The following is a 15,932-nucleotide window of genomic DNA, read 5'->3' as shown; positions in this document are numbered from 1 at the left end:
AGCGCCACCGAGGAGCGGGAGCGGGGTTTGCGCGAGTTCACCAACCCTCCGTCGGCGTCGGCACCACCGGTGGGCGGTCTGGCCGACGTCGTCTTCGAGCATGCCGTCCGGGACCCGCTCCATGTCGCCCTCGGCCGCAAGGACGAGCTGGGCCGGTGGCGGGACGTGACCTCCGCCGAGTTCCGCGACGAGGTCCTCGCCCTCGCCAAGGGCGTGCTCGCGCGCGGCGTCCGCTTCGGTGACCGGGTCGCCATCATGTCCCGTACCCGCTACGAGTGGACCCTCTTCGACTACGCGCTGTGGACCATCGGCGCGCAGGTGGTGCCGGTCTACCCCACCTCCTCGGCCGAGCAGTGCTTCTGGATGCTGTACGACGCCGAGGTGTCCGCGGCGGTCGTCGAGCACGAGGACCACGCCATGACGATCGCCACCGTCATCGGCCGGCTGCCGCAGCTGCGCCAGCTGTGGCAGCTGGACTCGGGCGCCGTGCAGGAGCTGTACGACGCCGGCGCGCACCTGGACGACGAGATGGTGCACCGGCACCGCCGCGCCGTCACCCCGGACTCGGTCGCCACGATCATCTACACCTCGGGGACGACGGGCCGCCCCAAGGGCTGTCTCATCACGCACGGCAACTTCATGTTCGAGGCGGACACGGTCATCGAACGCTGGGAGCCGGTGTTCCACTCCAGGAAGGGCGACGAGGCGGCGACCCTGCTGTTCCTGCCGCTCGCGCATGTCTTCGGACGGATGGTGGAGATCGCCGCGATCCGCGGCGGGGTGCGCTTCGGGCACCAGCCGCAGCTCAACGCCGCCGCGCTGCTGCCCGATCTGCAGGCGTTCCGGCCGACGTTCATCCTCGCGGTGCCGTACATCTTCGAGAAGGTGTTCAACTCGGCCCGGCGCAAGGCGGAGAAGGAGGGCAAGGCCGGGCCGTTCGAGAAGGCCGTCGATGTCGCGGTGCGGTACGCGGACGCGATGGAGGCGAAGGCCTGGGGCATCGGGCCCGGCCCCTCGGCGGCTCTGCGCATGCAGCACCAGTTCTTCGACAAGGTCGTCTACGCCAAGGTCCGTTCGGCCATGGGCGGCCGGATCCGCAACGCGATGTCCGGCGGTTCGGCCATGGACCGCAGGCTCGGGCTGTTCTTCGCGGGCGCCGGCGTGCAGATCTACGAGGGCTACGGCCTCACGGAGTCGACGGCAGCCGCCACCGCCAACCCGCCCGAACGCACCCGTTACGGCAGCGTCGGCCAGGCCATCCCGGGCGTGACGGTGCACATCGCGGACGACGGGGAGATCTGGCTGCACGGCGCCAACGTCTTCCAGGGCTACCTCAACAACCAGAAGGCCACCGACGAGACGCTGCACGACGGCTGGCTGGCCACCGGCGACCTGGGTTCCCTGGACGAGGACGGCTATCTGACCATCACCGGCCGCAAGAAGGAGATCCTGGTGACCTCCGGCGGCAAGAGCGTGTCCCCCGGGGTGCTGGAGGAGCGCGTCCGTGACCATCCGCTGGTCAACCAGTGCATCGTGGTCGGCAACGACCGCCCGTACGTCGCCGCGCTGGTCACCCTCGACCACGAGGCGATCGAGCACTGGCTGACCATGCGCGGCAAGCCGCGGATGACGTCGGCCCAGCTGGTCCGCGACCCGGATCTGGAGACCGAGGTGCGGCGCGCGGTGGTGGCCGCCAACACGCTGGTGTCGCAGGCGGAGTCGATCCGCACGTTCCGCATCCTGGCCCAGCCGTTCACCGAGGAACACGGTCTGCTGACGCCGTCGTTGAAGCTGAAGCGCAAGGCGATCGAGAACGCGTGCGCGAGCGAGGTGGAGGCCCTGTACCACGCGTGACCACGCCCCGAGCGACCGCGGACCGCGATCGGCCCCGTGCAGGGCCGGTCATTCTTCGCCACCGGAGCCGGCTCTCCGGTCAGTTCCGGCGTATTTCATGGTCAGGAATGCACGACGGGCTGTGATCGTTGACGATGGTGGTATCACCTGTCCGCAACCGAAGGATCAAGAGCTCGTGAGCAGCAAGGTCCCCCCGATCATCCTCAACAACGGCGTCGAGATGCCCCAGCTGGGCTTCGGCGTGTGGCAGGTGCCGGACGACGAGGCCGAGCGGGCCGTCGCCACGGCACTGGAGGCCGGGTACCGCAGCATCGACACAGCGGCGATCTACGGCAACGAAGAGGGCACCGGCAAGGCGGTCGCCGCCTCCGGACTGCCCCGCGAGGACATCTTCGTCACCACCAAGCTCTGGAACACCGACCAGGGGTACGACGCGACACTGCGCGCTTTCGACGCCTCACTGGAGAAGCTGGGCCTGGACTACCTCGACCTGTATCTGATCCACTGGCCGCTGCCGTCCCGCGGCGCGTCCACCGACTCCTACAAGGCCTTCGAGAAGCTGTACGCCGACGGCCGGGTCCGGGCCATCGGTGTCTCCAACTTCCTGCCCGAGCACCTGGAGCGGCTGATCGCCGAGACGTCGGTCATCCCCGCGGTCAACCAGATCGAACTCCACCCGCAGCTGCAGCAGCACGCGGCCCGTGAGTACCACGCCGAGCAGGGCATCGCCACCGAGGCATGGTCGCCGCTCGGCCAGGGCAAGGGCCTGCTGGGGGTGCCGGCGATCGTGGCCGTCGCACAGAAGCACAATCGAACTCCGGCCCAGGTGGTGCTGCGCTGGCACGTCCAGCTGGGCAACATCGTGATCCCGAAGTCCGTGACGCCGTCCCGGATCAGGGAGAACATCGAGGTCTTCGACTTCAGCCTGGACGCCGAGGACCTCGCGGCGATCGGCGCGCTCAACGAGGACCACAGGCTGGGACCGGACCCGGCGACGTTCGACGCCCGCTGAGCCGCCAGAACCGAGCGTTCCGTTCGCCCCGCGGCGCGGTAACCGCACCGCGGGGCGGGCGCGTACCGGGGGGCGGGCGCATGCCGCGGGGCGGGCGCATGCCGCGGGGCGGGCGCGTACCGGGGGGCGAGCGCATGCCGGGAGGCGGGCGCGTACCGGGGGGCGAGCGCATGCCGGGAGGCGAGCGCGTACCGGGGGGCGAGCGCGTACCGGGGGGCGAGCGCGTGCCGCGGGGCGGGCGCGTACGGGGGCGGGCGCGTACCGGGGGGCGAGCGCATGCCGCGGGGCGGGCGCGTACCGGGAGGCGAGCGCGTACCGGGAGGCGAGCGCATGCCGCGGGGCGGGCGCGTACCGGGAGGCGAGCGCGTACCGGGAGGCGAGCGCATGCCGGGAGGCGAGCGCATGCCGGGAGGCGGGCGCGTACCGGGGGGACGGGCGCGTACCGGGAGGCGGGCGCATGCCGGGGGGCGGTCAGTCGGGCCGCACGTCCGCGTGCACGACCTCGAACTCCTCCAGCGCGGTCACGGTCGCATGCGCCTTGGCCACGCCGTCGTGCCGGGCGACCGCATGGCCCGACCGGGACGCGGCCAGGGCGTCGCGGTCGACGAAGAGCATGCCGACCATGCCGCGTCCGCGCTCCCGGTCCACGAACAGGGACGCGCCGGCGACGCCGCGTGCCGCTTCGAGCCGCGGCATCACCGATGCCCGGAATACGTCGGTGAGCAGGTCCGTGTCCGCGGGGTCGAACTCCAGCCTGGTGACGCGCAGTCCGCCGCCCACCCGGGGGTGCTGGAGCACATGGAGGGCCGCCACCTCGTAGTTGTCGACCGTCACGGTGCCCGCGAACGGCTCCAGGAGCGCGGCCCGCTTCACGCGCATCACCTCGTCGCTGTTGTGCCGGTCGGCCGCGGAGGCCCACCAGCTGGCCGAGAGCAGCTTGCCGAGTTCCCGGTCCACGAAGACGCCCGCTCCGCGGTAGCCGGGGCGGTCCGCGAGCAGATCCCGCCCCGCCGTGTTGAGCGCGCGGATCGCCGCATCGGTCTTCGTGGGGTCTCCGGTCGCGTACACCGTGCGGACGAACATGACGCCTCACCTCCGCGGAAGCCAGGTAACGGCGCGGGAACACCCCCGAGAATCCGGACATATCCGCTTGAACCCAAGTCTTGACCGCGGGACCGACCACCGCAAACGGCACGGGCGACACACGGTCGCGCCGCGGGGCTTGACGAGGGCACGTAAAGAAGGCCACTTTGGAGCAGCCGGTAAGGAAACTTTCCTAATAGAAGGGTCCCTAACAGTGCGCATGCGACCACTGACCCTCACCGCGGCCTCCGGAGCCGCGCTGCTCGCGGCCGGCCTGCTCCCCGCGAACGCCTCAGCCGCCCCCGCCTCGGCCCAGGAGGGCACCGTCAGCGCGGCCGCCCTGCTCGCCAAGGTGACCTCCTGTCAGCAGATCTCGAACGGCACATACCGGACCGACGAGGAGACCTCGGCCGCGATCCCCGTGTGCGGCAAGAACGGCGCGGTGTTCTGGAAGGCCGACATGGACATCGACTGCGACGGCCAGCGCACCGCGAACTGCAATGAGAGCACCGACCCCTGGTACCAGGACGACACGGCCTTCCACCAGTCCGACGGCAAGCCGCTGAAGGCGGACACGCTGCCCTACGTCGTGGTGCCCAGCCCCAGCGGCATCTGGAACTATGCGAACGCCGGAATCAGGGGCGGCGGCGTGGTCGCCGTCGTCTACGCCGACAAGGTCGAGTACGCGGTCGTCGGCGACACCGGCCCCACCGGGATCATCGGCGAGGCCTCGTACGCCACCGCCAGGGCGCTGGGCATCGACCCCGACCCCGAGACCGGCGGCGCCGACTCCGGTGTGACCTACGTCCTGTTCCAGAACTCGCAGGTGTCCCCCATCGAGGACCACGGCGCCGCGGTCGCCCTCGGAGACCGGCTGGCCAAGCAGTTCGTGCAGACGGGCTGAGGCCGCAGCCGGCACGATGGACGCAGACTCAGCGAAACCCATTGCGGCACGACAGCACCCCAAAGGGGCGCGGGGAACTGCGCGAACAACCACGACGGCGCCGCACACGACCGACCGCACATCGCATCACGGCGCTTGCACCGGAGGACGGATGGCCGTGTAGACCGTCTGGGCGGACAGGACGAACACGTCCGGGCGGCGGTGGACGCTCGCAGGGTCGGACGGGTCGAGGAGGCGGTCGAGGGTGGCGCGATCGTCCGCGTCGAGGCTGTCGGCGACGACGTCGCGCAGCCGGCCGAGGCTCCCGGCGGCGTGGGCGCGTGCCTGGTCGGAGGCCGGGGCGGGCAGGTCGAGCAGGAAGCTGCGGGTGCGGGAGTGCTGCAGGCCCGCGGACGTCAGCAGGGCCGGCCAGTCCTCGGTCTCGGCGACGCTGCCCGGCAGTTCGGCCCGCATCCGGGTGAACCACTCCTCCTGCACCGCGTCGAGCCTGGCCTGCAGTCCTGGCCGCCCGATGCCGATGTCCCGCGGCAGGAACCGGCTGGGCAGGCCGCCCTCCAGCAGGGCCAGCGTGCCGCCCGGTGCCAGCCGGGCGGCGAAGGCGGCGAGCGCGGCGCGCTGATCGGCGAGGTGGTGCAGGCTGCGGCCCGCCCACAGCAGATCGGCCGGGTAGGGCAATTCGTCGAGCACGCCTGGCAGTTCGCCGACGAGGGTGTCGAGGCGGTCGGCGAGGCCCTGCCGGGCGGCCCGGGCGCGGGCCCGTTCCAAAAGCGGCTCCGATCCGTCCACCGCCAGCACCCGGGCCCCCGGGAACGCCTCGGCGAACAGGCACGACACCACGCCGGGGCCGCTGCCCACGTCGACGATCAGTCCGGGCTCGGGCGCATCCTGGGCGAGCCAGGCCATGGTCCGCTCGTACACCGGTGCGGACAGCTCGGCCTGGGTCTCCAGCATCGATGCCAGCTGGGACCAGTCGGTGTCGGTCACCCGCTGCCCGTGCCCCTGCCCGTGGGGGTGCGGGTGGCCGTGGTGGTCGTGGTGTCGGTGCGCCATGCTGGTCAGCCTCTCCTCCGGATGCGGCCAGCTTGCGCCGACGCACCGTGCGGGGGCCAGTCCAGTTGCCGGTGCGGCAAAAAGCCGGGACGGCGCCGCGCGGGCGGGAGGGGCGTGCCGTCGGGCCGGCCCCCTGCGGGAACCGGCCCGACGGGCCGTCAGCACGTCACGACAGCGGCGGGTAGGCGTTCTGCATCAGCTGCTGGAACTGGGCGGAGAACCAGTGCCCGGACAGCGGCGCGTTCGGCAGGGCGCCCGACATGTTGTTGCCGTTGCGGGCGTTGCCCGTGTACGTCGGGTCGCACATGCGGTCGAAGCCCTTGCCCTCGTCGTTCGGGATGGCGCTGCTGGAGCCGTCGGACTCCCCCGGGGGCTTCATCCACACGTAGGCGTCGATCCCGCTCGCCGGGCTCGCCTGCGGCCGCTCGCCGAGGCCGGCCCCGGACTGGTTGCACCAGTTGCCGACGTGGATGCGCCGGTCGTAGCGGCCACCGTCGATGTACGTGTCGACGCTGGTCTGCGCGCCGGGTCCGCTCGGCCGGGCGGTGCCGCCCCAGCCGTTGCGGGAGGTGTCGATGAGCATGCCGATGTTCGAGTTGAAGCCCGCCGAGACCAGCTGGTTGCGGAAGGCCTGCGCGAAGGACAGCTCGTCGACGTAGCGGTTCCAGTCGACCCACTTGGACTGGCGCACGGAGGTGCCGTTCACCGAGTCGCCGATGGTGAAGTTGTTCTCCTTCAGGGCACTGTAGTTCGCCGTGTTGGTGATGAACCCGGCGACGTCGTCGACCGTCGCGCCCTCGCTCGTCGCCGCCTGCTTGAACAGGGTTGCGGACGGGGCGAAGTTGTCGTCCCAGCCGATCCAGCCGTGGTGGCCGGCGTCGAGGTAGTTGTAGACGTTCGGGATGGCGCCCAGCTTGGCGAGGGCGTAGCCGACGCCCTTCACGTAGTTGCCGTTGGCGAGCATCGTGTCGCACTGCGGGGTGGCGGTGGCGCGGCTGCCGGTGTTGGTGACGAGGTTGGGCAGCGAGTCGATCTCGATGGTGGTGACGATCCGCAGCGAGGCGTACTTCGGGTCGGCCAGGATCGCCGCGATCGGGTCGATGAACTGGGTCTTGTACTTGTCGATCTCGGTCGAGCCGAGTTCGCCGTTGGACGCCAGGGCGGCGCAGTCCCGTCCGGGCAGGTCGTAGACGACCAGTTGGACGACCTCTTCGCCGCTGCCCTTCTGGGCGAGGGCCGCGTCCAGGTGGTCGCGCAGGCCCATGCCGCCGTTCACACCGTTGATGGCGGCGATCCGGTCGAGCCAGACGCCGGTGGGCTGGTTGGAGACGCGGCTGCCGCCCGGCTCGGCGGCGGCCTTCGCGGACCACTCGGGGTTCACGTACACCTTGGCGCCGGTGTACGGGTTGTCGACGCGGGAGCCGGTGCCGCCGCCGTCGTCACCGCCACCGCCGTCGTCACCACCGCCGCCGCTGCCGTCTTCGACGTTGCAGGTGACGCCGTCGAGGGTGAACGTGGCCGGGACGGCGTTGCTGCCACTGTAGGAGGCGTTGAAGCCGAAGCTGATCGAACCGCCGGTGCCGAGTGTGCCGTTGTAGCTCTCGTTGGCCACGGTGACGGCCTTGCCGCTCTGGCTGATCTTCGCGTTCCAGCCGCTGGTGACGGTCTGGTTGCCGGCGTAGGACCACTTCACCGACCAACTGGACTTGGCGGCCCCGTTGTTGGTGACGGTGACGGCGGTGGTGAAGCCGCTGTCCCACTGGTTCTGCACCTTGTAGTCGACGGTGCAGGGGACGGCGGAGATACCGGCGTTCGCGGCCGGGCCGGCCGCGAACGCCGTCCCGGAGGCGCCGGCGACCAGCGCCAGGGCGGCGAGCATCGCTGTTCTGGTACGGCTCATGAGTGCGGGTTCCTTCTTCCTCTCGGTGTCTTCCTCGGTGCTTTCTCTCGGTGCTTGCTTTCTCTTGGTGCTTTCCTCGGGGGTTACGGGTTGACGGCGCGCAGGTGATCGCGCAACCCGATGCCGTACGCCGTGGGCGTACCGTCGAATGAGGAGATCAGCGACGGGCCGGAGGAGCAGTCCCAGGTGTTCCAGGTCCAGCCCAGGTAGGACAGGTTCCGGTCGTCGAACCACTTCATGACCTGGTCGACGAACCCATGGGAGCAGGTGTTCTCGCCGATCTCCCCGGCCACCAGCGGCACTTGCGCCGCCACCGGGGCCAGCGTGGAGTTCCAGCAGCTCTCGCTCGCGCAGGTGTTGAAGTTGTACACGTGGTACGCGGCGACGAGGTTGCCGGTCGGGTCGGTGGGCCGGTGGGTCAGCCACTGGCCGAGGTCGTTGGAGTAGGCGAGTCCGCCCGCCATGACGACGTTCTTCGCGCCCGTGCCGCGCACGGCGTCGACCAGGTCCTGCATGCCGGCCACCTCATAGCCGATGCCGGGGCAGTCGCCGCCGTCCCGCCAGCACTGCCAGGCCTGGGCGAGGGTGGGGGTGGCGCGGTCCGGGTACGGCTCGTTGAACAGGTCGAACACGGCCGCCGGATCGTCCTTGAAGGTGCCGGCCACCGAGGCCCAGAAGGACGGGGTGTACTGCATGTCGGGCATCGGCTTCTGGCAGGTGGCGTGCACGTCGGAGCAGCCGGCCGAGTTGCCGGTGTACTGGCCGTGGCTCCAGTGCAGTTCGAGGATCGGGGTCATGCCGTGCGCCTCGACGCGGGCCACCAGATCCTTGACCGCGGCGATGTAGTTGTCGCCCGCGTACTCGGGCTTGACGTTGGAAAGACCCAGCCAGCACTCCTCGTTGAGGGGGATGCGGACCGCGTTGGCCTTCCAGTCGGCGATCGCCTTGATCGCCGCGTCGTCCACGGGCCCGTCCCAGATGCCGTAGCCCTGCACGCACATGAACTCGCCGCCGGAGCGGTTCACGCCGAGCATGCGGTGCGCGGTGCCGGCGGCGCCCACGAGCTTGTTCCCGGACACATGCAGTGCGGGTGCCGTGCCGTTGCCGGGCGGGTCGGTCGGTGGGTCGGTCGGCCCGGAGTCGACGTTGCAGGTGGTCCCGTTGAGCTTGAACGTCGTCGGTGCGGCGTTGCCGCCCGACCAGGAGGCGAGGAAGCCGGCGCTGATGCTCGCGCCGGTGCCGAGCGAGCCGTTCCAGCTCTCGTTGGCGGCGGTCACGGTGGTGCCGGACTGGGACCACTTCGCGTTCCAGCCCTGGGTGACCTCCTGGCCGCCCGCGAAGTCGAAGCCGAGGCTCCAACTGCTCAGCGCTGCCTGGTGGTTGGTGATGGTCACGGCGCCCTGGAAGCCGTTGTCCCACTGGCCGGTGACGGAGTACTCCACCGTGCAGGCGGGGGTGGCCCCGGACGCCGAGACCACCGGCACCAGTGCGGTCGTGAGCAGGGTGACCGCACCGGTGATGGCTAAAAGTACTGAACGCGGGGGGTGTCGCATGAGCGACTCCTTGCAGATCGGGCGCGTCGTGCCGGACGCGTCGACTGAATGGAATCGCTCCCACTGGTGCGAAGGAAGGTAGCGCCAAGTGACGGCAAAGAACAGAGGAGTTACTTGACTTTTCCGAGGCGGCGTTCATCGAATCTTTTCGACTCTTCAAGCACCTTGACCGCCCCCGGCCCCTTCCCCAGTATGGGAGCGCTCCCACTGGTTCAAGCCTTGACTTCTCCGAGCCGCACAAGGAGGAACCAGCACCATGCACCCCGGACGCAGACGAAGAGCCGCACGGCGGTTATGGACCGCCGTGGTGGCGGCGCTCGCCCTCCCTCTGTCGATGCTCGCCACCGGCACGGCACCCGCGCACGCGGCGGCACTCCAGTGCAGCGTCGACTACACGGCGAACGACTGGGGCTCCGGCTTCACCGCCGACCTCACCCTGACCAACCGCGGTACGGACGCCATCGACGGCTGGACACTGACGTACGCCTACGCGGGCAACCAGAAGCTCACGAACGGCTGGAACGGCACCTGGTCCCAGTCCGGCCGGTCGATCACCGTGCAGAACGCCGCGTACAACGGGACGATCGCCGCGGGGGCCGCGGTGATCACGGGTGCGCAGTTCACCTACAGCGGCGCCAACGCGGCTCCGGCCTCCTTCGCGATCAACGGAACCACCTGTGCGGGCGCCCACCAGCCGCCGGTCACCGTGCTGACCAGTCCGAGCGCGGGCGCGGTCTACTCCCAGGGCGACGCGGTGCCGCTCGCGGCGACCGCGGCGGCGGCCGACGGCGCGACGATCAGCAAGGTCGAGTTCTACGACGACACCACGTTGCTCGGCACCGACACCAGTGCGCCGTACTCGCTCTCCGCCTCTGGTTTGACCGTGGGCAGTCATTCCTTGCTGGCGAAGGCGTACGACAGCCTGGGCGCCGCCGCCGAGTCCACGCCGGTCGGCATCACCGTCGCCTCGGGACCGGCCGTGGTCGCCTCCCCGACCCAACTCGGCATCCAGCAGGGGAAGTCGGGCACGTTCGACGTCAAGCTGTCCACCCGGCCGAGCGCCGACGTGACGGTGAGCGTGGCCCGCACAGAGGGCAACACGGGTCTCAGCGTCACCGGCGGGTCCTCGCTGACCTTCACCCCGGCCGACTGGAACACCGCGCAGCGGGTGACGATCACGGCCGACTCCTCGGGCACCGGCACCGCGACGTTCACCGCCTCGGCGACCGGCCACGCCAAGGCGACGGTCACCGTGACGGAGCTGGCCGCCTCGAAGACGTACAACGCGCGCTTCCTGGACCTCTACGGGAAGATCACCAACCCGGCGAACGGCTACTTCTCCCCCGAGGGCATTCCCTACCACTCGGTCGAGACGCTGATCGTCGAGGCCCCCGACCAGGGCCACGAGACCACCTCCGAGGCCTACAGCTACCTGCTGTGGCTCCAGGCCATGTACGGCAAGGTCACCGGTGACTGGTCCAAGTTCAACGGCGCCTGGGATCTGATGGAGAAGTACATGATCCCGACCCACGCCGACCAGCCGACCAACTCCTTCTACAACGCGTCGAAACCGGCGACCTACGCGCCCGAGCTGGACACCCCGAACGAGTACCCGGCCCGGCTGGACACCTCGATCCCGGTGGGCTCCGACCCGATCGCGGGCGAGCTGAAGAGCGCGTACGGCACGGACGACGTCTACGGCATGCACTGGATCCAGGACGTCGACAACATCTACGGCTACGGCAACGAGCCCGGCACCTGCGAGGCCGGCCCCACGGCCACCGGACCGTCGTACATCAACACCTTCCAGCGCGGACCGCAGGAGTCGGTCTGGGAGACCGTCCCGCAGCCGACCTGCGACGCCTTCAAGTACGGCGGCACGAACGGGTATCTGGACCTGTTCACCGGCGACTCGTCCTACGCCCGGCAGTGGAAGTACACCAACGCCCCGGACGCCGACGCACGCGCGGTGCAGGCCGCCTACTGGGCGGACGTGTGGGCGAAGGCGCAGGGCAAGGGCGCCGCCGTGTCGGCCACCGTCGGCAAGGCGGCAAAGATGGGCGACTATCTGCGCTACGCGATGTACGACAAGTACTTCAAGAAGATCGGCAACTGCGTCGGTCCCTCCAGTTGCCCGGCGGGCACCGGCAAGGACGCCTCGGACTACCTGCTGTCCTGGTACTACGCCTGGGGCGGCGCGAGCGACCCCGCCGCCGGCTGGGCCTGGCGCATCGGCTCCAGCCATGTGCACGGCGGCTACCAGAACCCGCTCGCCGCGTACGCGCTCAGCTCCTACGCCGATCTGAAGCCCAAGTCGGCGACGGGCGCGGCGGACTGGGCGAAGTCCCTCGACCGGCAACTGGAGTTCTACCGCTGGCTCCAGTCCTCTGAGGGCGCCATCGCGGGCGGCGCGACCAACAGCTGGCAGGGCCGCTACGCCACCCCGCCGGCCGGCACGCCGACCTTCTACGGCATGTACTACGACTGGCAGCCCGTCTACCACGACCCGCCCTCCAACCAGTGGTTCGGCTTCCAGGCCTGGTCGATGGAGCGGGTCGCCGAGTACTACCAGCAGAGCGGCAGCGCAGCGGCGAAGACGGTCCTCGACAAGTGGGTCAAGTGGGCGCTGTCCCAGACCACGATCAACCCCGACGGCACCTACCGGATCCCCTCCACCCTCCAGTGGTCGGGTCGGCCCGACACCTGGAACCCGTCCGCGCCGGGATCCAACAGCTCCCTGCACGTCAGCGTCGCCGACTACACCGACGACGTCGGCGTGGCCGCCGCATACGCCAAGACCCTGACGTACTACGCCGCCAAGTCCGGTGACGCGGCGGCGAAGTCGACGGCGAAGGCGCTGCTCGACGGCATGTGGGCGCACCACCAGGACAGCCTGGGCATCGCCGTCCCGGAGACCCGCGCCGACTACAACCGCTTCGACGACGGCGTGTACGTGCCGAGCGGCTGGAGCGGGAAGATGCCCAACGGCGACGCGATCGACGCGCCCTCCACGTTCGCGTCGCTGCGGTCCTTCTACCAGGACGACCCGGCCTGGTCGAAGATCGAGAGCTATCTGGCGGGCGGCGCCGCGCCCGTCTTCACGTACCACCGCTTCTGGGCCCAGGCGGACATCGCCCTGGCCATGGGCTCGTACGCGGAACTCCTCGAATAGTCCCCGCCGAGCGCTTCGCGGGCAGGCCGGTGCTCGGCCGCGCCTCCCGCGGGTGCTTGAAGCCCCGCGTGCGCGACCCCGTCATCCGGCGACGGGGTCACCCGGCCGGGCGGTCCTCACCCGCACCGAGGGCCGCCCGGCCGTCGCGTCCTTCCCTCCCGTCCCGAAGAGGGCGGTCCCGGACCGGACCGCCCCGGAGAGGACCCCCCACCGTGCGCAGAACCCGCATCCTGACGGCCGTGCTGGCGCTCACCGCCGGCCTGCTCGCGGGCACCCCGCCCGCACTGGCCGCGCCCGCCCCGCGGGCGGCGCTCGCCGCCGACACCTACACCTGGCACAACGCCCGCATCGACGGGGGCGGTTTTGTCCCCGGCATCGTCTTCAACCGCTCCGAGAAGAACCTGGTCTACGCCCGCACCGACATCGGCGGCGCCTACCGCTGGCAGCAGTCGACGAAGACCTGGACGCCGCTGCTGGACTCGGTCGGCTGGGCCGACTGGGGGCACACCGGCGTGGTCAGCCTGGCCTCCGACGCCGTGGACCCGGACCGGGTGTACGCGGCCGTGGGCACGTACACCAACAGCTGGGACCCGGGCAACGGGGCCGTGCTCCGCTCCGCCGACCGGGGCGCCACCTGGCAGAAGACCGACCTGCCGTTCAAACTGGGCGGCAACATGCCCGGCCGGGGCATGGGCGAGCGGCTGGCGGTCGACCCGCACCGCAACAGCGTCCTGTATCTGGGCGCGCCCAGCGGCAAGGGCCTGTGGCGGTCGACGGACTCCGGGGTGACCTGGTCGCAGGTGACGAACTTCCCCAACCCCGGCACCTATCGGCAGGACCCGGGCGACACCACCGGCTACGCGAGCGACAACCAGGGCATCGTCTGGGTCACCTTCGACGAGTCCACCGGCAGCGCAGGCGCCACCACGAAGACGATCTACGTGGGGGTCGCGGACCAGGACAACGCGGTGTACCGGTCGACGGACGCGGGCGCGACCTGGTCGCGGCTGCCGGGCCAGCCGACCGGCCATCTCGCGCACAAGGGCGTCCTGGACGCGCAGAACGGCTATCTCTACCTCGCCTACAGCGACAAGGGCGGCCCGTACGACGGCGGCAAGGGCAGGCTGTGGCGGTACGCGACCGCGACCGGCACCTGGACCGACATCAGCCCGGTCGCCGAGGCCGACACCTACTACGGCTTCAGCGGGCTGAGCGTCGACCGGCAGCATCCGGGCACCGTCATGGCCACCGCGTACAGCTCCTGGTGGCCGGACACCCAGATCTTCCGCTCCACGGACAGCGGCGGCAGCTGGACCGGGGCCTGGGACTACACGTCGTACCCGAACCGCTCGAACCGCTACACCATGGACGTGTCGTCGTCGCCGTGGCTGACCTTCGGCGCGAACCCGTCGCCGCCCGAACAGACCCCGAAACTGGGCTGGATGACGGAGTCGCTGGAGATCGACCCGTTCGACTCGGCGCGGATGATGTACGGCACGGGCGCCACGATCTACGGCACGGAGAACCTGACCGACTGGGACGGCGGCGGCCGGTTCACGGTGAAGCCGATGGTGCGGGGCCTGGAGGAGACGGCGGTCAACGACCTGGCCGCTCCGCCCTCCGGCGGGGCACAGCTGTTCAGCGCCCTCGGGGACATCGGCGGCTTCCGGCACACGGACCTGACGAAGGTCCCGTCGATGATGTACACCTCGCCCACCTTCACCACGACCACCAGCCTTGACTTCGCCGAGACCAACCCGAACACCGTGGTGCGCGTCGGCAACCTGGACTCGGGCCCGCACGTCGCGTTCTCCACGGACAACGGCGCCAACTGGTTCGCGGGCAGCGACCCTTCGGGCGTCAGCGGCGGCGGCACCGTCGCGGCTGCGGCCGACGGCAGCCGGTTCGTGTGGAGCCCGGAGGGCACCGGAGTGCAGTACACGACCGGGTTCGGCTCGTCCTGGTCGGCGTCGAGCGGCATCCCGGCCGGCGCGGTCGTCGAGGCGGACCGGGTCGACCCGAAGACCTTCTACGGCTTCAAGTCGGGGAGGTTCTATGTCAGTTCGGACGGCGGCGCGACCTTCACCGCGTCCCCGGCGAGCGGGCTGCCGAGCGGCGACAGCGTACGTTTCAAGGCGCTGCCCGGCACCGAGGGCGACATATGGCTGGCGGGCGGGGCGAGCGACGGCGCGTACGGGCTGTGGCACTCGACGGACGGCGGGACGAGCTTCACCAAGCTGGCGGGCGTCGAGCAGGCCGACACCATCGGCTTCGGCAAGGCGGCCACGGGCGCCTCGTACCAGACCCTGTACACCAGCGCGCAGATCGGCGGGGTCCGTGGCATCTTCCGGTCGACGGACAAGGGTGCGAGCTGGACCCGGATCAACGACGACGCCCATCAGTGGGGCTGGACCGGCGCCGCGATCACCGGCGACCCTCGGGTGTACGGGCGGGTGTACGTGGCGACGAACGGCCGGGGTGTGATCTACGGCGACACCTCGGACCCGAGCGGCGGAGGCGGGGACGGCGGTGGCGGCACCGACCCCACACCGACCGGCGCCTGCGCCGTCGGCTACCGGATCACCAACCAATGGTCGGGCGGCTTCCAGGCGGACGTGCAGCTCGCCAACACCGGCACGAGCACCTGGTCCGGCTGGTCGCTGAACTGGTCCTTCCCGGACGGCCAGAGCGTGTCCCAGCTCTGGAACGCCGAGTACGGCCAGTCCGGTGCGACGGTCACGGCGAAGAACGTGGCCTGGAACGGCACGGTGGCGCCGGGTTCCTCGGTGGGCTTCGGCTTCACCGGGAGCTGGTCGGGCGCCAACACGAGACCGACCTCGTTCCGTCTGGACGACCAGACCTGCGCGGTCCCCTGACCGACGAGGGCGCGTGCCACCCGGCCCGCGCCCTCCTGCCGCCGCTACGGCGTGTACACCGCCGGCCGCGGGGCCGTCGGCATTGCCGTCGCCGTGCGCCACAGCCGGGTGCCGTCCAGCTCCATCCCGTCGACGTTCGTGTTGCCGGTGTAGCCGGACTGGGAGTTGTCCTTGGCGTTCGTCGGCTGCCACTTGAGGACGAGGTCGAGGGCGCCGTCGCCGTCGAGGTCGCCGACGGAGGCGTCGTTGGCCTCGTAGGTTGTCGGGGTCGGTGCCCAGCCGGCGCCGGCTGACCAGGTTGCCCCTGTGGGTGTGGACGCTGACGACACCGCGGTCCAGGGCCTCGACCTGGCGGGCGGTGGCCGCCTCGGCGGTGCCGGCGGACAGGGCGGTGAGCCCGGCGCCGAGCAGTGCCGTCGTGGCGGTCACGGCGCAGGGCCTCGACCTGGCGGGCGGTGGCCGCCTCGGCGGTGCCGGCGGACAGGGCGGTGAGCCCGGCGCCGAGCAGTGCCGTCGTGGCGGTCACGG

9 protein-coding genes and 1 pseudogene are annotated in these 15,932 nt (G+C 70.7%); 5 read left to right on the top strand and 5 right to left on the bottom strand.

Annotated elements, in window-relative coordinates; genetic code table 11:
- Positions 1-27: 27 nt before the first annotated feature.
- On the top strand, positions 28-1,854 hold the full coding sequence (locus ACFYTE_RS25350) for an AMP-dependent synthetase/ligase (RefSeq protein WP_388714886.1): 1,827 nt from the start codon (positions 28-30) through the stop codon (positions 1,852-1,854).
- A 175-nt stretch (positions 1,855-2,029) separates the two neighbouring features.
- The gene (locus ACFYTE_RS25345) at positions 2,030-2,866 is read left to right on the top strand and encodes an aldo/keto reductase (RefSeq protein ID WP_388714600.1); all 837 of its coding nucleotides are present in this window, start codon (positions 2,030-2,032) and stop codon (positions 2,864-2,866) included.
- 471 nt (positions 2,867-3,337) lie between these two features.
- Here the strand turns inward: ACFYTE_RS25345 and ACFYTE_RS25340 are convergent, their stop codons facing one another.
- A complete protein-coding gene (locus tag ACFYTE_RS25340; protein ID WP_388714597.1) occupies positions 3,338-3,949 on the bottom strand; it encodes a hypothetical protein in 612 nt (203 codons plus the stop codon).
- 214 nt (positions 3,950-4,163) lie between these two features.
- On the opposite strand from ACFYTE_RS25340, the gene ACFYTE_RS25335 reads away from it, so the two are divergent.
- The gene (locus ACFYTE_RS25335; RefSeq protein ID WP_388714595.1) at positions 4,164-4,853 is read left to right on the top strand and encodes a glycoside hydrolase family 75 protein; all 690 of its coding nucleotides are present in this window, start codon (positions 4,164-4,166) and stop codon (positions 4,851-4,853) included.
- A 126-nt stretch (positions 4,854-4,979) separates the two neighbouring features.
- Here ACFYTE_RS25335 and ACFYTE_RS25330 read toward each other — a convergent pair whose 3' ends face one another.
- From ACFYTE_RS25330 to ACFYTE_RS25320, 3 genes are all read right to left on the bottom strand, one after another.
- A complete protein-coding gene (locus ACFYTE_RS25330) occupies positions 4,980-5,903 on the bottom strand; it encodes a class I SAM-dependent methyltransferase (protein ID WP_388714592.1) in 924 nt (307 codons plus the stop codon).
- Between the two features lie 166 nt (positions 5,904-6,069).
- Positions 6,070-7,803 carry a glycoside hydrolase family 6 protein gene (locus ACFYTE_RS25325; RefSeq protein WP_388714589.1) on the bottom strand — a complete coding sequence of 578 codons (1,734 nt, stop codon included), beginning with the start codon at positions 7,801-7,803 and terminating at the stop codon, positions 6,070-6,072.
- Positions 7,804-7,886: 83 nt separating this feature from the next.
- Entirely contained in the window at positions 7,887-9,356 is a 1,470-nt protein-coding gene (locus tag ACFYTE_RS25320) for a cellulase family glycosylhydrolase (RefSeq protein ID WP_388714587.1), read from the bottom strand.
- A gap of 256 nt (positions 9,357-9,612) precedes the next feature.
- Between ACFYTE_RS25320 and ACFYTE_RS25315 the strand changes: the two genes are divergently transcribed.
- Together ACFYTE_RS25315 and ACFYTE_RS25310 are read left to right on the top strand one after the other, a co-directional pair.
- Positions 9,613-12,528 (top strand): glycoside hydrolase family 48 protein, encoded by a 2,916-nt coding sequence (locus ACFYTE_RS25315; protein ID WP_388714584.1) that lies wholly within the window; start codon positions 9,613-9,615, stop codon positions 12,526-12,528.
- A gap of 212 nt (positions 12,529-12,740) precedes the next feature.
- The gene (locus ACFYTE_RS25310) at positions 12,741-15,404 is read left to right on the top strand and encodes a cellulose binding domain-containing protein (RefSeq protein WP_388714581.1); all 2,664 of its coding nucleotides are present in this window, start codon (positions 12,741-12,743) and stop codon (positions 15,402-15,404) included.
- A 95-nt stretch (positions 15,405-15,499) separates the two neighbouring features.
- Here the strand turns inward: ACFYTE_RS25310 and ACFYTE_RS25305 are convergent.
- Positions 15,500-15,833, bottom strand: a pseudogene (locus tag ACFYTE_RS25305) (rhamnogalacturonan lyase); the annotation flags it as partial.
- Positions 15,834-15,932: the final 99 nt, after the last annotated feature.

The sequence above is a fragment of the Streptomyces sp. NPDC004629 genome, from assembly GCF_042873595.1.
In the GTDB taxonomy this organism is placed as follows: Bacteria; Actinomycetota; Actinomycetes; order Streptomycetales; family Streptomycetaceae; genus Streptomyces.
This window is presented reverse-complemented; position numbering and strand designations above follow the sequence as displayed.